We start from the raw sequence: 16,864 nt of genomic DNA on the forward strand, positions 1-16,864 counted from the left end.
GACCCTGGCACCGTGGCTGGAAACCTACCTGCTGACGCAGATATCGACCCAGCACGCCCCCGACCTGATCGAGCGGGTCGGACGCCTCGCCAGCATCGGTCAGGCGTCGGTGGTGTCCGGACAGTTCTCACTGCAAAGCCGCCTGCAACTGCGCGACCTGCGCGGCCGCATTGGCGACGCTCGTGAGCAATTGATCAAGACTGGCAGCCTGCTCGAAGCACGACTGCCGAGTGCGTTGCAGGCCTGGGCCGGGCAGTACCACGACAGCCTCAAGCATCTGGACGCCGGTTTGAAAGGGCTGGATGACGGCATGTTCGGCGCCAGCATCACGCTCAAACCGGAAGACTTCGAACGCAACCTCGACGCCCTCCTCTCTGACCTCGCCTCATTGCGCCAGCAATCGCTGGTGTCACTGGATCAGCGTCTGGATTACTACCACGGCTCGGCCATTCGCCAGTTCATTCTGGTGGCGAGCGTCCTCGGTTGCCTGCTGCTGGCCGCGCTGTATTTGTTCATCTGCCTGCAAGCCTCAATCCGCCGCAGCGCCAGCGGCATCACATTGCTCGCCGAAGCCCTGCGCGATGGCAACCTGAGCCTGCAAGTGCCGGTGCACGGTCGCGATGAGCTGGCAGCGATCAGCACCGCACTCAACGTTGCGGTGGTGCAACTGCGCACCAGCCTGCTGGGGGTCGATCACGAAACCCTGCAACTGGGCAACGCGGTGCGAGCCCTCAATACTCACGCCAGTAGCGCCCTCGGTGAAGTCGAAGCCCAGCAGTTGCAAATCAGCCAGATCGCCACTGCGGCCACGCAACTGGCCGCAACCTCGCAAGGGGTTGCCCAGAGTTGCGAACACGCCTCAGGCAGCGCTCAGCAGACCCAGCGCATTGCCGCCGAGAGCAGCCGTGACAGCCAGCGCACCACCGCGAGCATTCAGCAGCTCAATCAGCGCCTGAACGACACTGCCGCCGCCCTTGGCCGGGTCAGCGAACAAGGGCAGCAGATTCAACTGGTGGTGGACACTATTCGCGGCGTGGCCGAGCAGACCAACCTGCTGGCACTCAATGCCGCCATTGAAGCCGCCCGCGCCGGCGAACAAGGCCGGGGCTTTGCGGTAGTCGCCGATGAAGTGCGCAGCCTGTCGCAGCGCACCCAATCCTCCACCGCGCAGATCGCCGGCACCGTCGACAGCCTGCGCAGCACCGTCAACGAAGCCGTGAGCCTGATGGAAGCCGCCTGCGGCCAGGCCCAAACCGACGCACAAGCGGTTACCGGTCTTGGCGAACGGCTGGGGGAAATCGCCAGCGCGGTGCAAAGCGTCACCGATACCCTGGCGCAGATCGCGACGGCGGTGGAAGAGCAAGCCAGCACCGCCGATGAGGTCAGCGGCAACATCCAGCAAGTCGATCAGGCCGCCGTGCGCCTGCTTGAAGGCGCACGGGCGGTGAACCTCGCAGCGGACACCTTGAGTTCGGGCAGCAAGGCTTTGAGCGAGAATACCGGGCGGTTTCAGCTGGGTTTAAGCTGAAAACCCGTCCGTTTTTATGGGGCGGGTCGATAAGCGGTTGAAAGCGTAGAGAAATATTTTAGATTTACGCTTGACACTTCATCGTTACGAGCCAATAATGCGCGCCACTTGGCTACATAGCTCAGTTGGTTAGAGCATAGCATTCATAATGCTGGGGTCCGGGGTTCAAGTCCCTGTGTAGCCACCAAGTACTAAAAACGGCTTACCGAAAGGTAAGCCGTTTTTTTATGCCTGAAGAAAAGTACCCGGCCCACCGACGGCTCACCTCGCACTGTGAGCCGCAGCGTTCATCAAGCGCCGAGGCGTTCGACTATAGCGTGGGCAACGCCGACAACGCCTTTTCCCATATCTGCCGGGTGCGAACCCAGACCATTTCCTGCCAGTCACTGTCGGCGGGATAGAACTGCTCAACAAGCTTCAGTTTGATCGCCCGCCCCACTGCATCGCCCGGATTGCCGTGCAGGTGCAGCCAGTGATCGTCACGCAGATGAGCATGCACCGCCTCTCCCGGGTAGGTGCCGCACTCGATGACAAACGGCATCAGGCGCACTTGCGGCAACGCATCGAGCAGTGCCTGCGAGGTGTAGCCAGTGGCCGATGCGGCAATCCCGGTTTCGCTGTGGGTCTGCGCACCGGTTTGAATGGTGTAGAGCCACGGACCGTAAATGGCCTGCGCCTGTTCCAGTGCCGGGTAAGCCGCTTGTGTAACGGTCAGCAGCATCGGATGGCCGTACTCTCCCGCACCGGAGTGCAGGTCGAAACACATGGCCACTTCGGCCTGGGAGAGATGCGCCGCAATAATCTGATGCAAGGTCCGGCTCGACCAGCTCGGCGCCAGCCCACCGTAAAACAGACCGTCGGGATGACTGTGCTGGCCGCCCTCGACAATCGACATCACTGCCGGCCAGCCATGCTCGCTTAACTGCGCGGCGAGCAAGGCATCGGCGCGTTCACGCTCCGGGCCGTGTAACTGGTTGAAGGCATAAATCGGGTGAAGCGCTGCATAGGCCTGATTGTCGGGCAATGGCCGATCAAAGTTCAGGTGATTGCGGTTCAGGTCGATGTTGTCTTCGTTGACGCGACGCAGCCACGCCGTGCCCCAGGGATTGATCAAGTGGATCATCACCACCGCGACGTCATCGGGCAGTGGGCGCTTGCCGAACTCGTTCAGCCAGTTGATCTGGCACTCCGAACCGTAGAAGCCCTCAACCCCGTGGGTGCCGCTCAGCATCACCAGCAGACGCTTTGCACCGGGGGCGCCGAGCACCGCCACGTCCGTGCTCAAGGACTCGCCAAACGGCCCTTTGAGTGGATGTGGGTATTCGGTCAACGTCGCGCCGGCTGCGGTCGCTGCCGCCAGGAATTGTTCGCGCTGCGAACGGTAACTTGGCTGCGTTGGGAACTCGGTCTGCATGTCGGCCTCTTGTTGTTATTGATGTGTTTTTAGCGAAGATCTAGCGCCTCCGACCCTACAGAAAAACCCAGCGTCGAAGAAGAGAAAAGGTGCCCATCCGTCGACCAATACGCACAAGACCAGCGTTGCAGCTGGCTCAAGGCGCAGATACAGTCCGTTGATCCTTTATCCCACGGACGGAGTGCCCCACGTGTTCCCAATCTTCCATTTGAGTCGCTACCGCCTGACTGTTCTGTCGCTGCTAGTCACCGCGCTGACCCTTGCTGCCTGCAACGCCCCGCCCGCTTCGCCGTCCGTCAGCGCCTTGCCGGTGGCCCCGGAAATCGCCTCGGGGTATCGCACCGACCTGCACACCCAATACGCTGCCAGACACATGGCGGCAGCGGCCAACCCACTGGCAGCCGCAGCAGGACGGGAGATGCTGCGTCAGGGCGGTTCGGCAATCGACGCCGCCATCGCCATGCAAGCGGTGCTGACACTGGTTGAACCGCAATCCTCGGGGATCGGTGGCGGCGCGTTGATCGTGCTCTGGGACGGCAAGGCCGTGCGCACCTACGACGGCCGTGAAACCGCCCCCGCTGGCGCGACTGAAAAACTCTTCCTGCAAGCCGACGGTAAACCCATGCCCTTCCCCGAGGCGCAGATTGGTGGTCGTTCGGTCGCCACGCCGGGGGTGCTGCGTGCATTGGAGCTGGCCCATAAGAAGCACGGTCGCTTGCCATGGGCGAAGCTGTTCGAGCCGGCCATTGCCCTGGCGGAAAAGGGCTTTGCGATCTCGCCGCGCCTGCACACGATGATCGCCTCCGATCCGTTCCTGCCGCGCTCCCCCGACATGGCTGCGTACTTCCTGAATGCCGATGGCAGCCCGAAAGCCGTTGGCACGCTGCTGAAAAACCCGGCACTGGCCAAGGTCCTCAAACGCGTTGCGGCAGAAGGTCCGAATGCGCTGTATCAAGGTCCGATTGCTCAGGAGATCGTCGCCAAGGTTCAAGGCAATGCCAACCCCGGCAGCCTGTCGTTGAACGACCTCAACGGCTACAGCGCCAAAGAGCGTGCCCCGCTGTGCACCGACTACAAGCGCTGGCAAGTGTGCGGCATGCCGCCGCCATCGTCGGGCGGGATCGCCGTGGCGCAGATCCTCGGCACCTTGCAGGTACTCGAAAGCTACGACAGTCGCTTCACTCTGGCGCGACTGAAACCACTCAAGAGCAACAAACCGGCGGGTCTCGAACCCGCGCCTGAAGCCGTGCACCTGATCGCCGAAGCCGAGCGCCTGGCGTACGCCGACCGCGCGCAGTATGTCGCCGACTCGGACTTCGTGCCGGTCCCGGTCGCAGGTCTGGTCTCCCCCGCCTACCTGGCCAGCCGCGCAATGTTGATCAGCGATCGCAGCATGGGCAGCGCCAAACCCGGCACGCCACCGGGCATTCAGGTGGCCTATGCCCCTGACCGCTCCCCCCTGCGAATCTCCACCTCGCAAGTGGTGGCCGTCGACGATCAGGGCGGCGCCGTGTCGATGACCACCACCGTTGAAGCCGCCTTCGGCTCGCACCTGATGGTACAGGGGTTCATGCTCAACAATCAGATGACCGACTTCTCGTTCATCCCCGAAGAAAACGGTCAACCCGTGGCCAACCGTGTCGAGCCCGGCAAGCGCCCGCGCTCATCCATGGCACCGACGCTGATCTTTGATCGTCAGAGCGGTGAACTGGTCGCGACGGTCGGCTCGCCCGGCGGCTCGCAAATCATCGAGTACGTCGCCAAGTCGGTAGTCGGAATGCTCGACTGGAACCTCGACCCGCAAGCCGCCATCAGCCTGCCCAACTTCGGCAGCCGCAACGGCCCGACCGAACTGGAACAAGGCCAGTTCAGCCCTGCGCTGATTCAGGCCCTCAAGGACAAAGGGCATACGGTCAATCAAATCGACATGACCAGCGGCACCCAGGCCATCGTTCGCGTACGCGACGCGCAGGGCAAAGCATCCTGGGCCGGTGGCGCCGATCCACGGCGTGAAGGTGAAGCGCTGGGGGATTGATCGACTCTGGAAATGACCAAGGGCTTACCGCGCGGCAAGTCCTTTTTTATTATCTGGCGCCAGCACACTGGATCGGTCGATCCCGCCAATCGCCCCATACCTTGTCCAGCCCCTCGGCATGGGACACACCTGGCAAGACCACCACTTCCAGGCAATCAGCCTGCCCTAGCGCCCGACGATAACTGTCGACCAGGGCCGGCGGCACGATGGAATCATCAGCCCCGACCAGATGCCGTTGCCGAACATGAGCCAGGCGCGCTCGGTTATCCAAGGGTTCCAGCGAGCCGGTGAGCGGACTGAGGCTCAATCGCTCGGCCCACAACCTGGGGCTGAGATTACCGGCCAGGGTTTGCACCTGAGCAATATCGTCGCGGCGAGCCGCCAACAGCAAGGCCAACGCAGCACCGCCGGAATAACCGATCAGCTCAAAGTCCTGGTTGCCGTAGCGGCTTTTGATCTGGTTCAACGCCTGATCGAGACTGTCCAGCACTTCGGGAGAAAAACGCCGCGCGGTCCACAGTGCCGGCACGCACCCTGGCGCACTGACGAACTGACAAGGACGCGCGAGGTAAAGACTCGGTGTCGGATCACTGAACGCCATCCCGGCGATCAGCAACTGCCGCGGGCTGGGGTCGAGGCTCGGCTGGGAAGCCGTCGCCCAGGCGTGGCCGTCACCTTCCAGGTAAAGACGAATCCGGCGGGTATCGGGACGCTTCAACGGAGTACTCAGCATCAGCGGAAAAGCTTGAGTAACGATTATTTCCACATGCTGACCATGCTCTGAGGCCAGCGCTTCCAGAGACTGCCTGGGCGACTGGCAACCACTCAGCAAGGCGCCGAGCAACAACGCAATCGTCAAGACACCTGGTTTGCGCTTCATCTGCTCCCTCCGACACGTTCGGCCAGGACAGACACCCACGCCTGCTGCCACCAAGTGCGCGATTGTAGTCGTAAATGACGGTCAATTCGTGCCGTTACCCGATAGCGAAGTGCAGGTATGTGAACGGCCACATCCAGCAATGATATTTGCGCCTGATCTATCCAAGGGTTCGAACAGCGGTCGCTACGCTTGAGTACCGGGGCATTGAGTGACATGGACAGCAAACTCGATCCGCCCGTACATCGCTATTCATCTACAGCAACTTGCAGCAGTCCCAGCACGGGACTAGGATCGTGCCATGAGAATTATCGCTATCAGTCACATGAAAGGATTCTGGCAGAAACACCCTGACTCAGAGCAGTCATTCCTGGCCTGGATTGACGAAACAAAGGACGCTAACTGGGCAAGCCCTGCGGATATCAAGGCCAATTTTGGCAGCGCCAGTATCCTCAAGAGCCGTAGGGTGGTGTTTAACATCAAGGGTAACGCCTATCGGCTTGTCGTCGCCGTGGCCTATCGCTTCGGGGCCGTATACATAAAGTTTGTCGGCACTCACCAGCAATACGACGCTATCGATGCCGATACCGTTGAAATGGAGTAACCCATGAATATTCGTCCGATTCATACCGAACAGGACTACCGTGCAGCCCTCAAGGAAGTATCTGCACTATTCGATAACGAACCAGAACCGGGCACGTCTGAAGGTGACTACTTCGACATCATGATTACCCTCATTCAGGCCTACGAAGCGAAGCAGTTCCCGGTTGACCTTCCCAACCCGATAGATGCGATCAAGTTTCGCATGGAACAATCGGGCTTATCTGCTGCTGACCTGGCACCAGCCATTGGCCGGACAAACAGAGTGTATGAAGTACTCAACGGCAAACGGGCGTTGACACTACCCATGATCTGGAAACTCCATGAGCTGTTCGGGATTCCGGCAGAGAGCCTGATCAAACCGGTCAGAAGCATTTGAACCGCGAATGGCTGTCGAACACCGGACGAAGGGGCGGAGACGAGCCTGCCCCGCCTCTGCGTTACCACTGTCGTGGCAATACAACGGAAGATTGAAGCAACGCCCACTCTTGCCAACTCAGGCACTCACATAGACCCATGCCTCGATCCCGGACGCCAGCACCACGCTGACCCGCTTGTAATCCGAGACTTCATAGCTGTCAGCAGCCGCCAACTCCGCTGGCGTGATCCGGAACACCGTACCGGGGATCGGCGCACTGTCAGCACTGCCGGGACGCAGGATCGGATGGTGAGTCTTCCCACTGGTCGCCAACACTTCGGGGGCGGTAATTTCGACCCAGGACTGCTCGTAACCGAGCATCTGGTCGACGCTGCCGGACAGTTCGCGACCGAAATTGGCGAGCTGCACGGCCTTGTCCTGCAGGGTTCCGTAGGAAAACAGGTAAACCTGCGTATTGCTTGAATCGGTCATCAGCGAACCTCATCTCTAAAAGTAGTGTTTCTTAACACGGCAAGCGGAACCGGTTAAAGACTCAGTTCCTGAGTAAAATGCAAATGAATCAATCAACCGGATATCCGGCTGACAGCCAACCCGCACCTGAGCTACCGTGTTCGCCACCGAACAGCCGGACATGAAGGCTCACCATGGGCAAGCAGAAAATCCTCACCGACTGGTTCCAGCGAGCCCCCGATTCGGGCGGGCTGGAGCGTATCGAGGCATTTTTCTCCGGTCATGGTTACGACCTTCATCGTCACGACACCTATGCCATAGGCCGCACGCTGTCGGGTGTGCAAAGCTTTCAGTACCGTGGCGGCTGGCGACATAGCTTGCCGGGCGGGACCATGGTGTTGCATCCCGACGAAGTCCACGATGGCGAGGCCGGTACCGAGGACGGCTTCAAATACCGGATGCTTTACGTCGAGCCGGCACTGATCCAGCAAATGCTCGGAGGCCAGCCGTTGCCCTTCATCAAGACCGGTATTTCGACGGATCCACGCTTGTTCGCGGCGACCGAGGTCCTGTTGCAGAGTATCGATCGCCCTCTCGACCCGCTGGAGCAGCAGGATGCGCTGTTTGATCTGGCGCAGGCCATGAGTGCCGTATCGGGTGTATCCGCGCATCGCCAGAGCTTTGATTACCTGGCGGCAGAACGCGCTCGCGAATTCATGCACAACGCTCTCGACCAAACGGTGACCCTGGATCAACTCGCCGAACACAGCGGTCGCGATCGCTGGAGTCTGTCGCGGGATTTTCGCCTGCTGTTCGGCACCAGCCCCTATCGTTACCTGACCATGCGCCGCCTGGACCTGGTGCGCTCATTGCTGATGCAGGGTGAGTCGCTAACCAACGCCGCGCTGATCGCAGGCTTCAGCGATCAAAGCCACATGACCCGGCAGTTTGGCAAAACCTTCGGCCTGTCACCCGCCCGCTGGATGAAAATGCACCGCCGCTAAGCCACGCACAATCGTGCAAGAAGTGCGCTACGCCGCAGCGCTACCGTGGGCTCACAATCACCAACGGGAGCCGTACCATGCAGCCGTATCAAAGCCTGAATTTTGCCAACAAGCTGGCGCAGATCAACGAACACTGGTCGCCGCGGGTCATCGCCGAAATGAACGACTACCAGTTCAAGGTGGTGAAGCTGCTGGGAGATTTCATCTGGCACGATCATCAGGACACTGACGAGACGTTTATCGTCCTCGAAGGCCAACTGCGCATCGATTTTCGCGATGGTCAGGTGCTGGTGTCCCAAGGCGAAATGTACGTGGTGCCCAAGGGCGTCGAGCACAAGCCGTTTGCCGAACAGGAAGTCAGACTGCTGCTGATCGAACCCAAGGGCGTGCTCAATACCGGGAGCGAAGGTGGGGAGCGTACGGCGCTGAATGATCTTTGGATCTGACGAGGTTCACTCGAGCCGCGCTTAAGTCGACAGCTGATTGGCGAACTGCCCGACCGCGTTGACCACCTTCTGCGCACCATCCTGAATCTCGACGATCACCGTGCCCGCCTCGGCGGCCAGCGCCAAACCTTGTTCGGCCTGGAGCTTGCCATCCGTCATCAGCACCACGGCATCACGTGCCATGTCCTGGTTCTGCCGCACTACTCCGACAATTTCCTCGGTGGCTTTGCTGGTGCGCGAAGCCAGTTGCCGGACCTCGTCCGCCACCACTGCAAAACCTCGGCCCTGCTCACCGGCACGGGCCGCTTCAATGGCGGCGTTGAGCGCCAGCAGGTTGGTCTGTTCGGCAATGCCGCTGATGGTTTTGACGATGGTGCCGATCACCAGCGACTGTTCATTCAGCGCCTCAATGCCTTCACCCGCCTGCTGCATGTGCCTGGCCAGCTCACGCATCACGTCCACCGCCTGAGTCACCACCGCGGTGCCGCGCTGTGCACAGTTGTCGGTCTGCAATGAGGTGCTGTAAGCGATGTTTGCGGCTTCGGCAACCGCTTGTTCCTGATTGACCTGATCAGTGATCACGGTGGCGAACTTGACCACTTTGTAGAGCTTTTCATTGGCGTCGTGCACGGGGTTGTAGGACGCTTCGAGCCAGACCACTCGGCCATGGCTGTCGACACGCTTGAAGCGGTCGGCCACGAACTCGCCAGCACTCAAACGTCGCCAGAAGTCCTGATACGTGGAGCTGTTGTACTCCTCGGGTTCACAGAACGTACGGTGATGTTTGCCTTTGATCTGCGCCAGGCTGTAACCCATACCGTTCAAGAACCGCTCGTTAGCCGTCAGCACATTACCGTTGAGGTCGAACTCGATGACGGCTGTCGAACGAACCAACGCCCCAATCAGGTTCTCGTGTTCACGTGACGCCTCGATGGTGCGGGTCAGGTCACTGGAGTAAATCGAAAAGTGTCTTATCCGGCCATCCGAGCTACAAATCGGCTGGGCAATAGAGCGCAACCACGCTTCCTCGCCATTGCCTCTGAGCAAGCGCACAGCGCCCGCGAAGTGCTCGCCACGGGTCAGGGCATTCTTGAAGCGCTGGTGAAACTCATCGGTTTTGACATGAGCCGGAACGATCTCTTCAATGTTCCGACCAATCAGGTCATTGCCCTTGTAGAGCATTTCCTGGGCGAAATTCTGGTTAATCGATTGCACCCGCCCATCAGGGGCCAGGGTGAGCACGAGCATCTCGCTTTCCAGGCTTTCCTTCACTTGTTGAAGGCTGGAGAGTTCCTCGCGAAGAGCCGACAGCTCCTGCTTCAAGCGTTTATTGAACATTGCGATGCACCGATGGGCAGGGTTGAGAGCGTCCTTCAGACTTACCATCGGCCTTACCCGGGTTTTCTGAAGAGCCTTGCCGGGTTGTCCTACAAAAATACTTGGCACCTGGCCAGCATGCACGCCGCAACGCCTCAAAAACGGCGTTTTGAAGGACGATTCAGCGCGCTATAGTCGGCCGTGCACAATCACCACCCATAGGAGAATCGAGGCATGGATCAGTCACGCAAAGCGTTATTTGAAGACATGGCACAGCAATTGGGACAACGCTTCGACGGTGAAATGCGCATTGGCGGCAACTACGTGCCTGCGGTGCAAAACGGTGATGAGGTGTACGTCAGCGGACAGATTCCACGCATTGAAAATACGGTAATGGTGGTGGGCCGGATCGGTGCCGAAGTGTCGTTGGATCAAGGCCGGTATGCCGCGCAGATCTGCACGATGCGCGCATTGGCGATCCTCATGCAGTTGCTCGGCGACCTCGAACGTATCAAGAAGATCTTGCGCATTAACGTCTACGTGCAAAGTACCGCCGACTTCACGCAACAAAGTGAAGTCGCCGACGGTGCGTCGGAGGTGCTTTACCGGATTTTTGCCGAAGCCGGTGTTCACACACGGACCTCGGTGGGCGTGTACCAGTTGCCGAAAAACGCCTCGGTCGAAGTCGACATGATCGTCGCGCTTGAGCCTGAACCAGCACCGCTTGAGGAAGATGAACCCTACGATTGAAGTGCCTCAGGGATTGCAGGTCACGCCAGCCGCATGATCGACCCGCGGCAAGCGTGAGCCGAAGTACAGCGCTGCGCCAATCCCGACCGCCCCCATCACCGCGCAGAACATCACACAGATCCATGGGCTCCACGGCATCAGGCCAATCAGCAGCAACGGCGTGATACTGGCCCAAATGGCATAGGCAATGTTGTAGGTGAAGGAAATTCCCGAGACGCGAATCCGTGCCGGAAACAGGTTGACCATCACCGACGGCACCGCGCCGACTACCCCGCAACCCAGTCCGGCAATGGCATAGGCCAGGCCAATCCAGTGTGCACCGCCAATCAGGCTGGTATAGAGCACACCAATCCCCAACGGCAGCAGCAAGCTATAGAGCATCACCGTACGCCAGGCGCCGATACGGTCGACGATCAACCCGGCGATCACGCAACCAATGTTCAGAAAGACGATGCCCAGACTGCTCAGGGCGAAGGTATGGCTGGCACTCATGCCAAAAGTTTTTTGCATCATGGTCGGGGTGATGACAACGAAGGTCACCACCGCCGAGGTCAGCACGCAGGTGAGAATCACCGCCGGCAGCATTGCCAGCCGATGCTCACGCAACACTGTGCGCAGCGGCAACTCGACATGCCGTTCGCGACTCGCCTGCATGGCCATGAACACCGGGGTTTCATTCAGCCAACGACGCAACCAGACGCCAATCACCCCGAACACTCCACCTAACAGAAATGGATAACGCCAGGCGTAATCGAGGATCTCTGTCGGTGTGTAGACCTGCGCCAGCAAGGTCGCGGTCAATGCGCCGATCAAGTAACCAAAGGTCAATCCGGCCTGCAGAAAGCCCAAGGCATACCCCCGGTGGCCGGCCGGTGCGTGCTCGGCCACGAACACCCAGGCGCTTGGCACTTCACCGCCCACCGCCGCGCCTTGCAATACCCGCAGCAGCAATAACAGCAACGGTGCGAAATAGCCGATCTGGGCGTAGGTCGGCATGATCCCGATCAACAGGCACGGCAGCGCCATCATCAGGATGCTCAAACTGAAGACCCGCTTGCGCCCCAGCCGATCAGCAAAGTGCGCCATCAGAATCCCGCCCAGCGGCCGCGCCAGGTAGCCGGTGACAAAAATCCCGAAACTTTGCAGCAAACGCAGCCACTCGGGCATTTCCGGAGGAAAGAACAGTTGGCTGAGGGTCAGGGCGAAAAATACAAAAATGATGAAGTCGTAGATTTCCAACGCCCCGCCGAGCGCCGCCAGGCCCAGGGTCTTGTAGTCAGACCGGGAGAACGGTGCCGGTCGTGCATCAAGGATGGCAGTCATAAAAATGCTCTGAAATGGGCAAAAAACACGGCGCCCATGGTCTACGCAAAAATGCGTTCGAACAACCCGTTAGACCATAGTCACACATCAGCAAAAGAGCACCGCAAAACCCTCTTGATTGATTTACTGTTTATGTCTGACCGCAGGGCCTGCGCGGCCCGGTTGGCACCACAATAAACATAAAAATCGAGGTACTCCCGTGGCCGCTGCAATCGAAGATAGCCGCTCCGCCCGCTTTGCCCTGCACTGCTCGAACTTTGCAGAACGCTGGTTTCCCGACTCCTGGGTGTTTGCCGCGCTCGCGGTCATTATCGTTGCCGTTGCTACCATGATCATGGGCGCCAAACCCACCGATGCCGCGATGGCCTTCGGTGATGGTTTCTGGAGCCTGATCCCGTTCACCATGCAAATGGCCTTCGTGGTGATCGGCGGCTATGTGGTCGCCAGCTCGCCACCAGCGGTGAAACTGATCGACCGCCTGGCGCGCATCCCGAAAAACGGTCGCTCGGCCGTGGCCTGGGTCGCCCTGATTTCCATGGTCGCGTCATTGCTCAACTGGGGGCTGTCGCTGGTATTTGGCGGTTTGCTGGTGCGTGCGCTGGCGCGCCGTACCGATCTGCGCATGGATTACCGTGCCGCCGGTGCCGCCGCTTACCTGGGGCTCGGCGCTGTCTGGGCACTGGGACTGTCTTCGTCGGCAGCGCAATTGCAGGCCAACCCGGCCAGTTTGCCGCCGTCGATCCTGTCGATCACCGGGATGATTCCATTCACCCAAACGATTTTCCTCTGGCAGTCCGGTGTGCTCTTGCTGGCGCTGATCGTGGTCTCGTTGATCATCGCCTATGCCACCGCCCCCGGCCCGAACTCCGCCCGTGACGCCAAGGCCTGCGGCATCGACCCAAGCTTCAGCCTACCGGCACCACAGCCACGCACTCGCCCTGGTGAATGGCTGGAGTACAGTCCGATATTGACCATTTTGCTGGTACTGCTGGCGGCCGGATGGTTGTTTCACGAGTTTGCGACCAAACCTGCGATCAGCGCGATCTCGGGCCTGAACACCTACAACTTCCTGTTCCTGATGCTTGGCGCATTGCTGCACTGGCGCCCACGCAGCTTCCTTGATGCGGTGGCCCGCGCCGTGCCGACCACCACGGGCGTGATGATCCAGTTCCCGCTGTACGGCTCGATCGCCGCGCTGATGACCGTAGTCAAAGGTACCGACGGCCAGACTCTGGCGCACCACATCTCGACCTTCTTCGTCAGCATCGCCTCCCACGACACCTACGCCCTGCTGATGGGCGTGTACTCGGCGATCCTGGGATTCTTCATTCCGTCCGGCGGCGGTAAATGGATTATCGAAGCGCCGTACGTGATGCAAGTCGCCAATGACCTTAAATACCACCTGGGCTGGGCCGTACAGATCTACAACGCCGCCGAAGCCCTGCCCAACCTGATCAACCCGTTCTACATGCTGCCGCTGCTAGGCGTGCTCGGCTTGAAGGCGCGGGACCTGATCGGGTTTTCGTTCGTGCAGTTGTTGGTGCACACGCCGCTGGTGTTGTTTCTGCTGTGGGCGCTGGGGACGACGCTGACCTATATGGCGCCAGTGATGCCGTAGTCAAAAGAGCTTTGAAACCCGTTTGTCACCTCGCCGTCATATCTCGCTGCTAGCGTCCAGCCGAAATATACGGCAACATTTTTCCGCAAAGCAGGATTCTGGATGAACGACGACAAAACCGGCAACGATGCACCTCCTCCAGCAGACGACAGCCCCACCGACACCAGCCGTCGGCGCTTTCTGGGGGGCGTTGCCGTCCTCGGTGTCGGCGCAACACTGAGTGCGTGCGGCAACACTGGCGACACGCCGGGCAAGCCGGAAGAGCGGCCGCTGTCGCCTGCCGAACTGGACAAGGCGTTGCGCGATCAGGTGAAGAACGTGGTAGTGATCTACGCCGAGAACCGCAGTTTCAATAACCTGTTCGGTGACTTCCCGGGCCTTGAAAAACCGTTGTCAGCGCTCAAGCCTGAGGACTATCAACAGCGCGACCGGGATGGCAGCCTGCTGGAAACCTTGCCGCCGGCCTGGGGTGGCGTGTTGCAGATCGGCCCGCAAACCCTCGATGGCGTGACGTATCCGAGCGAAACCCAATTTCAGCAACACCTGCCCAACGCCCCCTACGCCCTCAAGGGTCCGAATGGCGAAGACTTGCCGCTTGGCCTGGTGACGCGGGATCTGTGGCATGTGTTCTATCAGAACCAGATGCAGATCAACGGCGGCAAGAACGACCGTTTTGTCGCCTGGGCCGACTCGGGCGGCTTGACCATGGGGCATTACGCCCAAAGCCGTTATTCCCTGCGTCTATGGGACGTAGCCCGGGAGTTTGTGCTGTGCGACAACTTCTTCCAGGGTGCTTTCGGTGGCTCGTTTCTCAACCATCAATACCTGATCAGCGCTACCGTGCCGTTTTATCCGGACGCTGCCAATTCCGTGGCCAAGGCGCAAATCGCCTCGCTGCAAAGCGATGACCCGCTCGACACGCGTCTCAAGCCGCTGGAGAAATCCCCGGCCAGCGCCATGTCCGGCCCACCGCAGTTCGGCCCCAGCGCCCTGACCCCGGATGGTTATGCGGTCAACACCATGGCCCCGCCTTATTGGCCGACCTGGATCCGCGACCCGGAACGCCCGGAATACGCCAAAGCCGATCTACCCAGCGTGCTGGTACCGCAAACCCACGAACACATCGGCGACAAGCTGTCGAAGAAGAACATCGACTGGGCCTGGTACGCCGGCGCCTGGCAGGCAACGCTGGAGCAATTCAAGGATTCGGGGGGCATTCCGAAGATCCCCAACTTCCAGTATCACCATCAGCCGTTCAACTACTTCAGGCAGCTGGGCCCGGAAAACCCGGCCGAACGCAGCAAACACCTGCGCGATGGCGGCTTGGGTGACGAGTCAAGCACCAACCGGTTTTTTGCCGATGCCGAAGCCGGAAAATTGCCGGCGGTGAGTTTCTACAAACCTCAGGGCAACCTGAACATGCACGCCGGTTACGCCGACGTGGCGTCCGGTGACCGGCATATCGTCCGTGCGCTGAAAGTACTGCGCGAAAGCCCGCAGTGGAAAAACATGGTGGTGGTGGTCACGGTCGACGAAAACGGCGGCTGGTGGGACCACGTCGCGCCGCCGCAAGGCGATCGCTGGGGCCCCGGTACACGGGTGCCGGCGCTGGTAGTGTCGCCATTCGCCCGTAAAGGCACGGTGGATCACACGGTGTACGACACCGCGTCGATCCTGCGGTTGATCACCCGGGTGTTCCAGCTTGAGACGCTCGACGGGATCAAGCAGCGTGATACTGCAATGATTGCCCGGGGTCAGAAACCGATGGGAGATTTGAGCAATGCGTTGCATTTTCCCGGCTGATTGATTTTCAGTCTTGCGATCTTTTCGCGTGGGTACTAGACCTATCGACGCAAGTGGTTTCAGTATGTAACCGCCCTCGCTTCCGAGGACCCACGCTGAAAAGGATCTGAGCATGTTCAAACTCGCAGGATTGAGCCTCACCCTGGCCGCCCTTACCTTGGGTGCTACCGCCCACGCCGATACCGACCTGAAACTGGGCAGTACCGAACGGGTAACGCAGCTGTTCGCCTACCCCAACAACTGCAACGTGATTTGCTATCGCGACTGGACGCTGGAACAAACAGTCGAGCACTACCTGACCCAAAGCGTTCAGCGGGATGGCTACAGCACCGCAAAAGTCAGCGTGAAAACCGACAACGATCAGCTTTACGCTAACATCAGCGGCGTGCCAAAGGACTACGCAAAACCGTTGACTGCATTGCTCGATGCCGGGGATCTGGCCCACGCCGGCGCCAACAAACTGAATGCCGACAGCAAATGGGCGTACAACTGGTACCTGTTCCTGCCCTTGGGCATGGCGCTGGAAAACCGCAAAAGCGTCGAGCTGCTGCACTTCCCACCGGACTATTCGCTGACCCAGGCCCAGGATTATCTGGAATCGAAGACCACCGACCGCTGGGCCACGCTGCTGACCGCCAACGGCATCGCTGCCGAACAAACACCGGCCTACCAGACCATTATTGATATCGCGCCGATTGCCGCCCCATCCACCGCCGGCAAGGACCTTGAAGGCGTCTACGGCTACTTCAAGGACTACCAGACCACCCTGGTCAAGCAATTCAGCCAGACCACCAGCGGCGTGACTTTGCCAATGGTCGCGTTCGGTGCACCGGTGCGTAACTGGGTCAAGGAGCAGTATGGGCAGACCGTGGCCGTGTTGGGGCTGGCACAAATCACCCCAACTCCGGGCGTGAAGGTACCGGTGCTGGGCTCTAACCACCCCAGCTACATCTGGTATGCGGCCGACCCGGCGAATTATGACGATGATCAGGCCAAGGCCGATGCCGTGGGTTTGAAGGTGATGGGGCAGGACTTGAGTGCGGCTTGCTGGCAAGCGGGTATGGGCAGCAAACCCGGCAGTGACCCGAGCGCACAACTCAACACCTGCACGCAAACCTGGCAAGTGGCCCAGAAAGAGAAAACCTGCGAGCTGTTCTATACCTCGATCCGCAATCTGACGCCCGAGCAAGCCGCAACCAAGTGTTCGGCCCCGGACATCAAACCCCAACTGGACCAGTTGAAGGTACCTGCACCCGCGCTGGCTGCATCGCACCTGTAATCCTGCGGGCATGCCAACTGCGTAAGCATTCGCTGACGCAG

15 protein-coding genes, 1 tRNA gene and 2 pseudogenes are annotated in these 16,864 nt (G+C 59.9%); 12 read left to right on the forward strand and 6 right to left on the reverse strand.

What is annotated here, in order from left to right; translation table 11 throughout:
- Positions 1–310 precede the first annotated feature (310 nt).
- The 3 genes and pseudogenes from FPT12_RS28430 to FPT12_RS21815 form a co-directional block, all read left to right on the forward strand.
- A pseudogene (locus FPT12_RS28430) lies at positions 311–661 on the forward strand (HAMP domain-containing protein); the annotation flags it as partial.
- Between the two features lie 60 nt (positions 662–721).
- Entirely contained in the window at positions 722–1,528 is an 807-nt protein-coding gene (locus tag FPT12_RS28435) for a methyl-accepting chemotaxis protein (protein WP_371922603.1), read from the forward strand.
- Between the two features lie 110 nt (positions 1,529–1,638).
- A tRNA-Met gene (locus tag FPT12_RS21815) sits at positions 1,639–1,715 on the forward strand.
- Between the two features lie 123 nt (positions 1,716–1,838).
- Here the strand turns inward: FPT12_RS21815 and FPT12_RS21820 are convergent.
- Positions 1,839–2,942, reverse strand: a complete 1,104-nt coding sequence (locus FPT12_RS21820) for a DUF2817 domain-containing protein (protein WP_145019883.1) — start codon at positions 2,940–2,942, stop codon at positions 1,839–1,841.
- 190 nt (positions 2,943–3,132) lie between these two features.
- On the opposite strand from FPT12_RS21820, the gene ggt reads away from it, so the two are divergent.
- On the forward strand, positions 3,133–4,977 hold the full coding sequence (ggt, locus tag FPT12_RS21825) for a gamma-glutamyltransferase (protein ID WP_145019885.1): 1,845 nt from the start codon (positions 3,133–3,135) through the stop codon (positions 4,975–4,977).
- A 49-nt stretch (positions 4,978–5,026) separates the two neighbouring features.
- Here ggt and FPT12_RS21830 read toward each other — a convergent pair whose 3' ends face one another.
- Entirely contained in the window at positions 5,027–5,857 is an 831-nt protein-coding gene (locus FPT12_RS21830) for an alpha/beta hydrolase (protein ID WP_145019888.1), read from the reverse strand.
- Between the two features lie 298 nt (positions 5,858–6,155).
- Between FPT12_RS21830 and FPT12_RS21835 the strand changes: the two genes are divergently transcribed.
- Both FPT12_RS21835 and FPT12_RS21840 read left to right on the forward strand, forming a co-directional pair.
- Positions 6,156–6,458, forward strand: a complete 303-nt coding sequence (locus FPT12_RS21835) for a type II toxin-antitoxin system HigB family toxin (protein WP_145019891.1) — start codon at positions 6,156–6,158, stop codon at positions 6,456–6,458.
- A gap of 3 nt (positions 6,459–6,461) precedes the next feature.
- On the forward strand, positions 6,462–6,833 hold the full coding sequence (locus FPT12_RS21840) for a type II toxin-antitoxin system HigA family antitoxin (RefSeq protein ID WP_145019894.1): 372 nt from the start codon (positions 6,462–6,464) through the stop codon (positions 6,831–6,833).
- A gap of 117 nt (positions 6,834–6,950) precedes the next feature.
- On the opposite strand, the gene FPT12_RS21845 is transcribed toward FPT12_RS21840, so the two are convergent.
- Positions 6,951–7,304: a gamma-glutamylcyclotransferase family protein gene (locus FPT12_RS21845; RefSeq protein ID WP_145019897.1), complete on the reverse strand. Its 354-nt coding sequence runs from the start codon at positions 7,302–7,304 to the stop codon at positions 6,951–6,953.
- Positions 7,305–7,477: 173 nt separating this feature from the next.
- Between FPT12_RS21845 and FPT12_RS21850 the strand changes: the two genes are divergently transcribed.
- Positions 7,478–8,287, forward strand: coding sequence for an AraC family transcriptional regulator (locus FPT12_RS21850; protein ID WP_145019900.1), 810 nt, complete (start codon positions 7,478–7,480; stop codon positions 8,285–8,287).
- Between the two features lie 77 nt (positions 8,288–8,364).
- Positions 8,365–8,733 carry a cupin domain-containing protein gene (locus FPT12_RS21855; RefSeq protein ID WP_145019902.1) on the forward strand — a complete coding sequence of 123 codons (369 nt, stop codon included), beginning with the start codon at positions 8,365–8,367 and terminating at the stop codon, positions 8,731–8,733.
- A 21-nt stretch (positions 8,734–8,754) separates the two neighbouring features.
- On the opposite strand, the gene FPT12_RS28440 is transcribed toward FPT12_RS21855, so the two are convergent.
- The gene (locus FPT12_RS28440) at positions 8,755–9,186 is read right to left on the reverse strand and encodes a methyl-accepting chemotaxis protein (RefSeq protein WP_371922604.1); all 432 of its coding nucleotides are present in this window, start codon (positions 9,184–9,186) and stop codon (positions 8,755–8,757) included.
- Between the two features lie 108 nt (positions 9,187–9,294).
- A pseudogene (locus tag FPT12_RS28445) lies at positions 9,295–10,119 on the reverse strand (PAS domain-containing protein); the annotation flags it as partial.
- 165 nt (positions 10,120–10,284) lie between these two features.
- Here FPT12_RS28445 and FPT12_RS21865 point away from each other — a divergent pair.
- Positions 10,285–10,800: a RidA family protein gene (locus FPT12_RS21865; protein ID WP_145019908.1), complete on the forward strand. Its 516-nt coding sequence runs from the start codon at positions 10,285–10,287 to the stop codon at positions 10,798–10,800.
- A gap of 6 nt (positions 10,801–10,806) precedes the next feature.
- Here FPT12_RS21865 and FPT12_RS21870 read toward each other — a convergent pair whose 3' ends face one another.
- A complete protein-coding gene (locus tag FPT12_RS21870; RefSeq protein ID WP_145019911.1) occupies positions 10,807–12,123 on the reverse strand; it encodes an MFS transporter in 1,317 nt (438 codons plus the stop codon).
- 199 nt (positions 12,124–12,322) lie between these two features.
- Between FPT12_RS21870 and FPT12_RS21875 the strand changes: the two genes are divergently transcribed.
- The 3 genes from FPT12_RS21875 to FPT12_RS21885 all read left to right on the forward strand — a co-directional run bounded on the left by FPT12_RS21875 (position 12,323) and on the right by FPT12_RS21885 (position 16,823).
- A complete protein-coding gene (locus FPT12_RS21875) occupies positions 12,323–13,741 on the forward strand; it encodes a short-chain fatty acid transporter (RefSeq protein ID WP_145019914.1) in 1,419 nt (472 codons plus the stop codon).
- Positions 13,742–13,843: 102 nt separating this feature from the next.
- On the forward strand, positions 13,844–15,544 hold the full coding sequence (locus FPT12_RS21880) for an acid phosphatase (protein ID WP_145019917.1): 1,701 nt from the start codon (positions 13,844–13,846) through the stop codon (positions 15,542–15,544).
- A gap of 112 nt (positions 15,545–15,656) precedes the next feature.
- On the forward strand, positions 15,657–16,823 hold the full coding sequence (locus FPT12_RS21885) for a hypothetical protein (RefSeq protein ID WP_145019920.1): 1,167 nt from the start codon (positions 15,657–15,659) through the stop codon (positions 16,821–16,823).
- The last annotated feature ends 41 nt before the right edge of the window (positions 16,824–16,864 follow it).

This window comes from Pseudomonas sp. H3(2019), assembly GCF_007713465.1.
Classification (GTDB): Bacteria; Pseudomonadota; Gammaproteobacteria; order Pseudomonadales; family Pseudomonadaceae; genus Aquipseudomonas.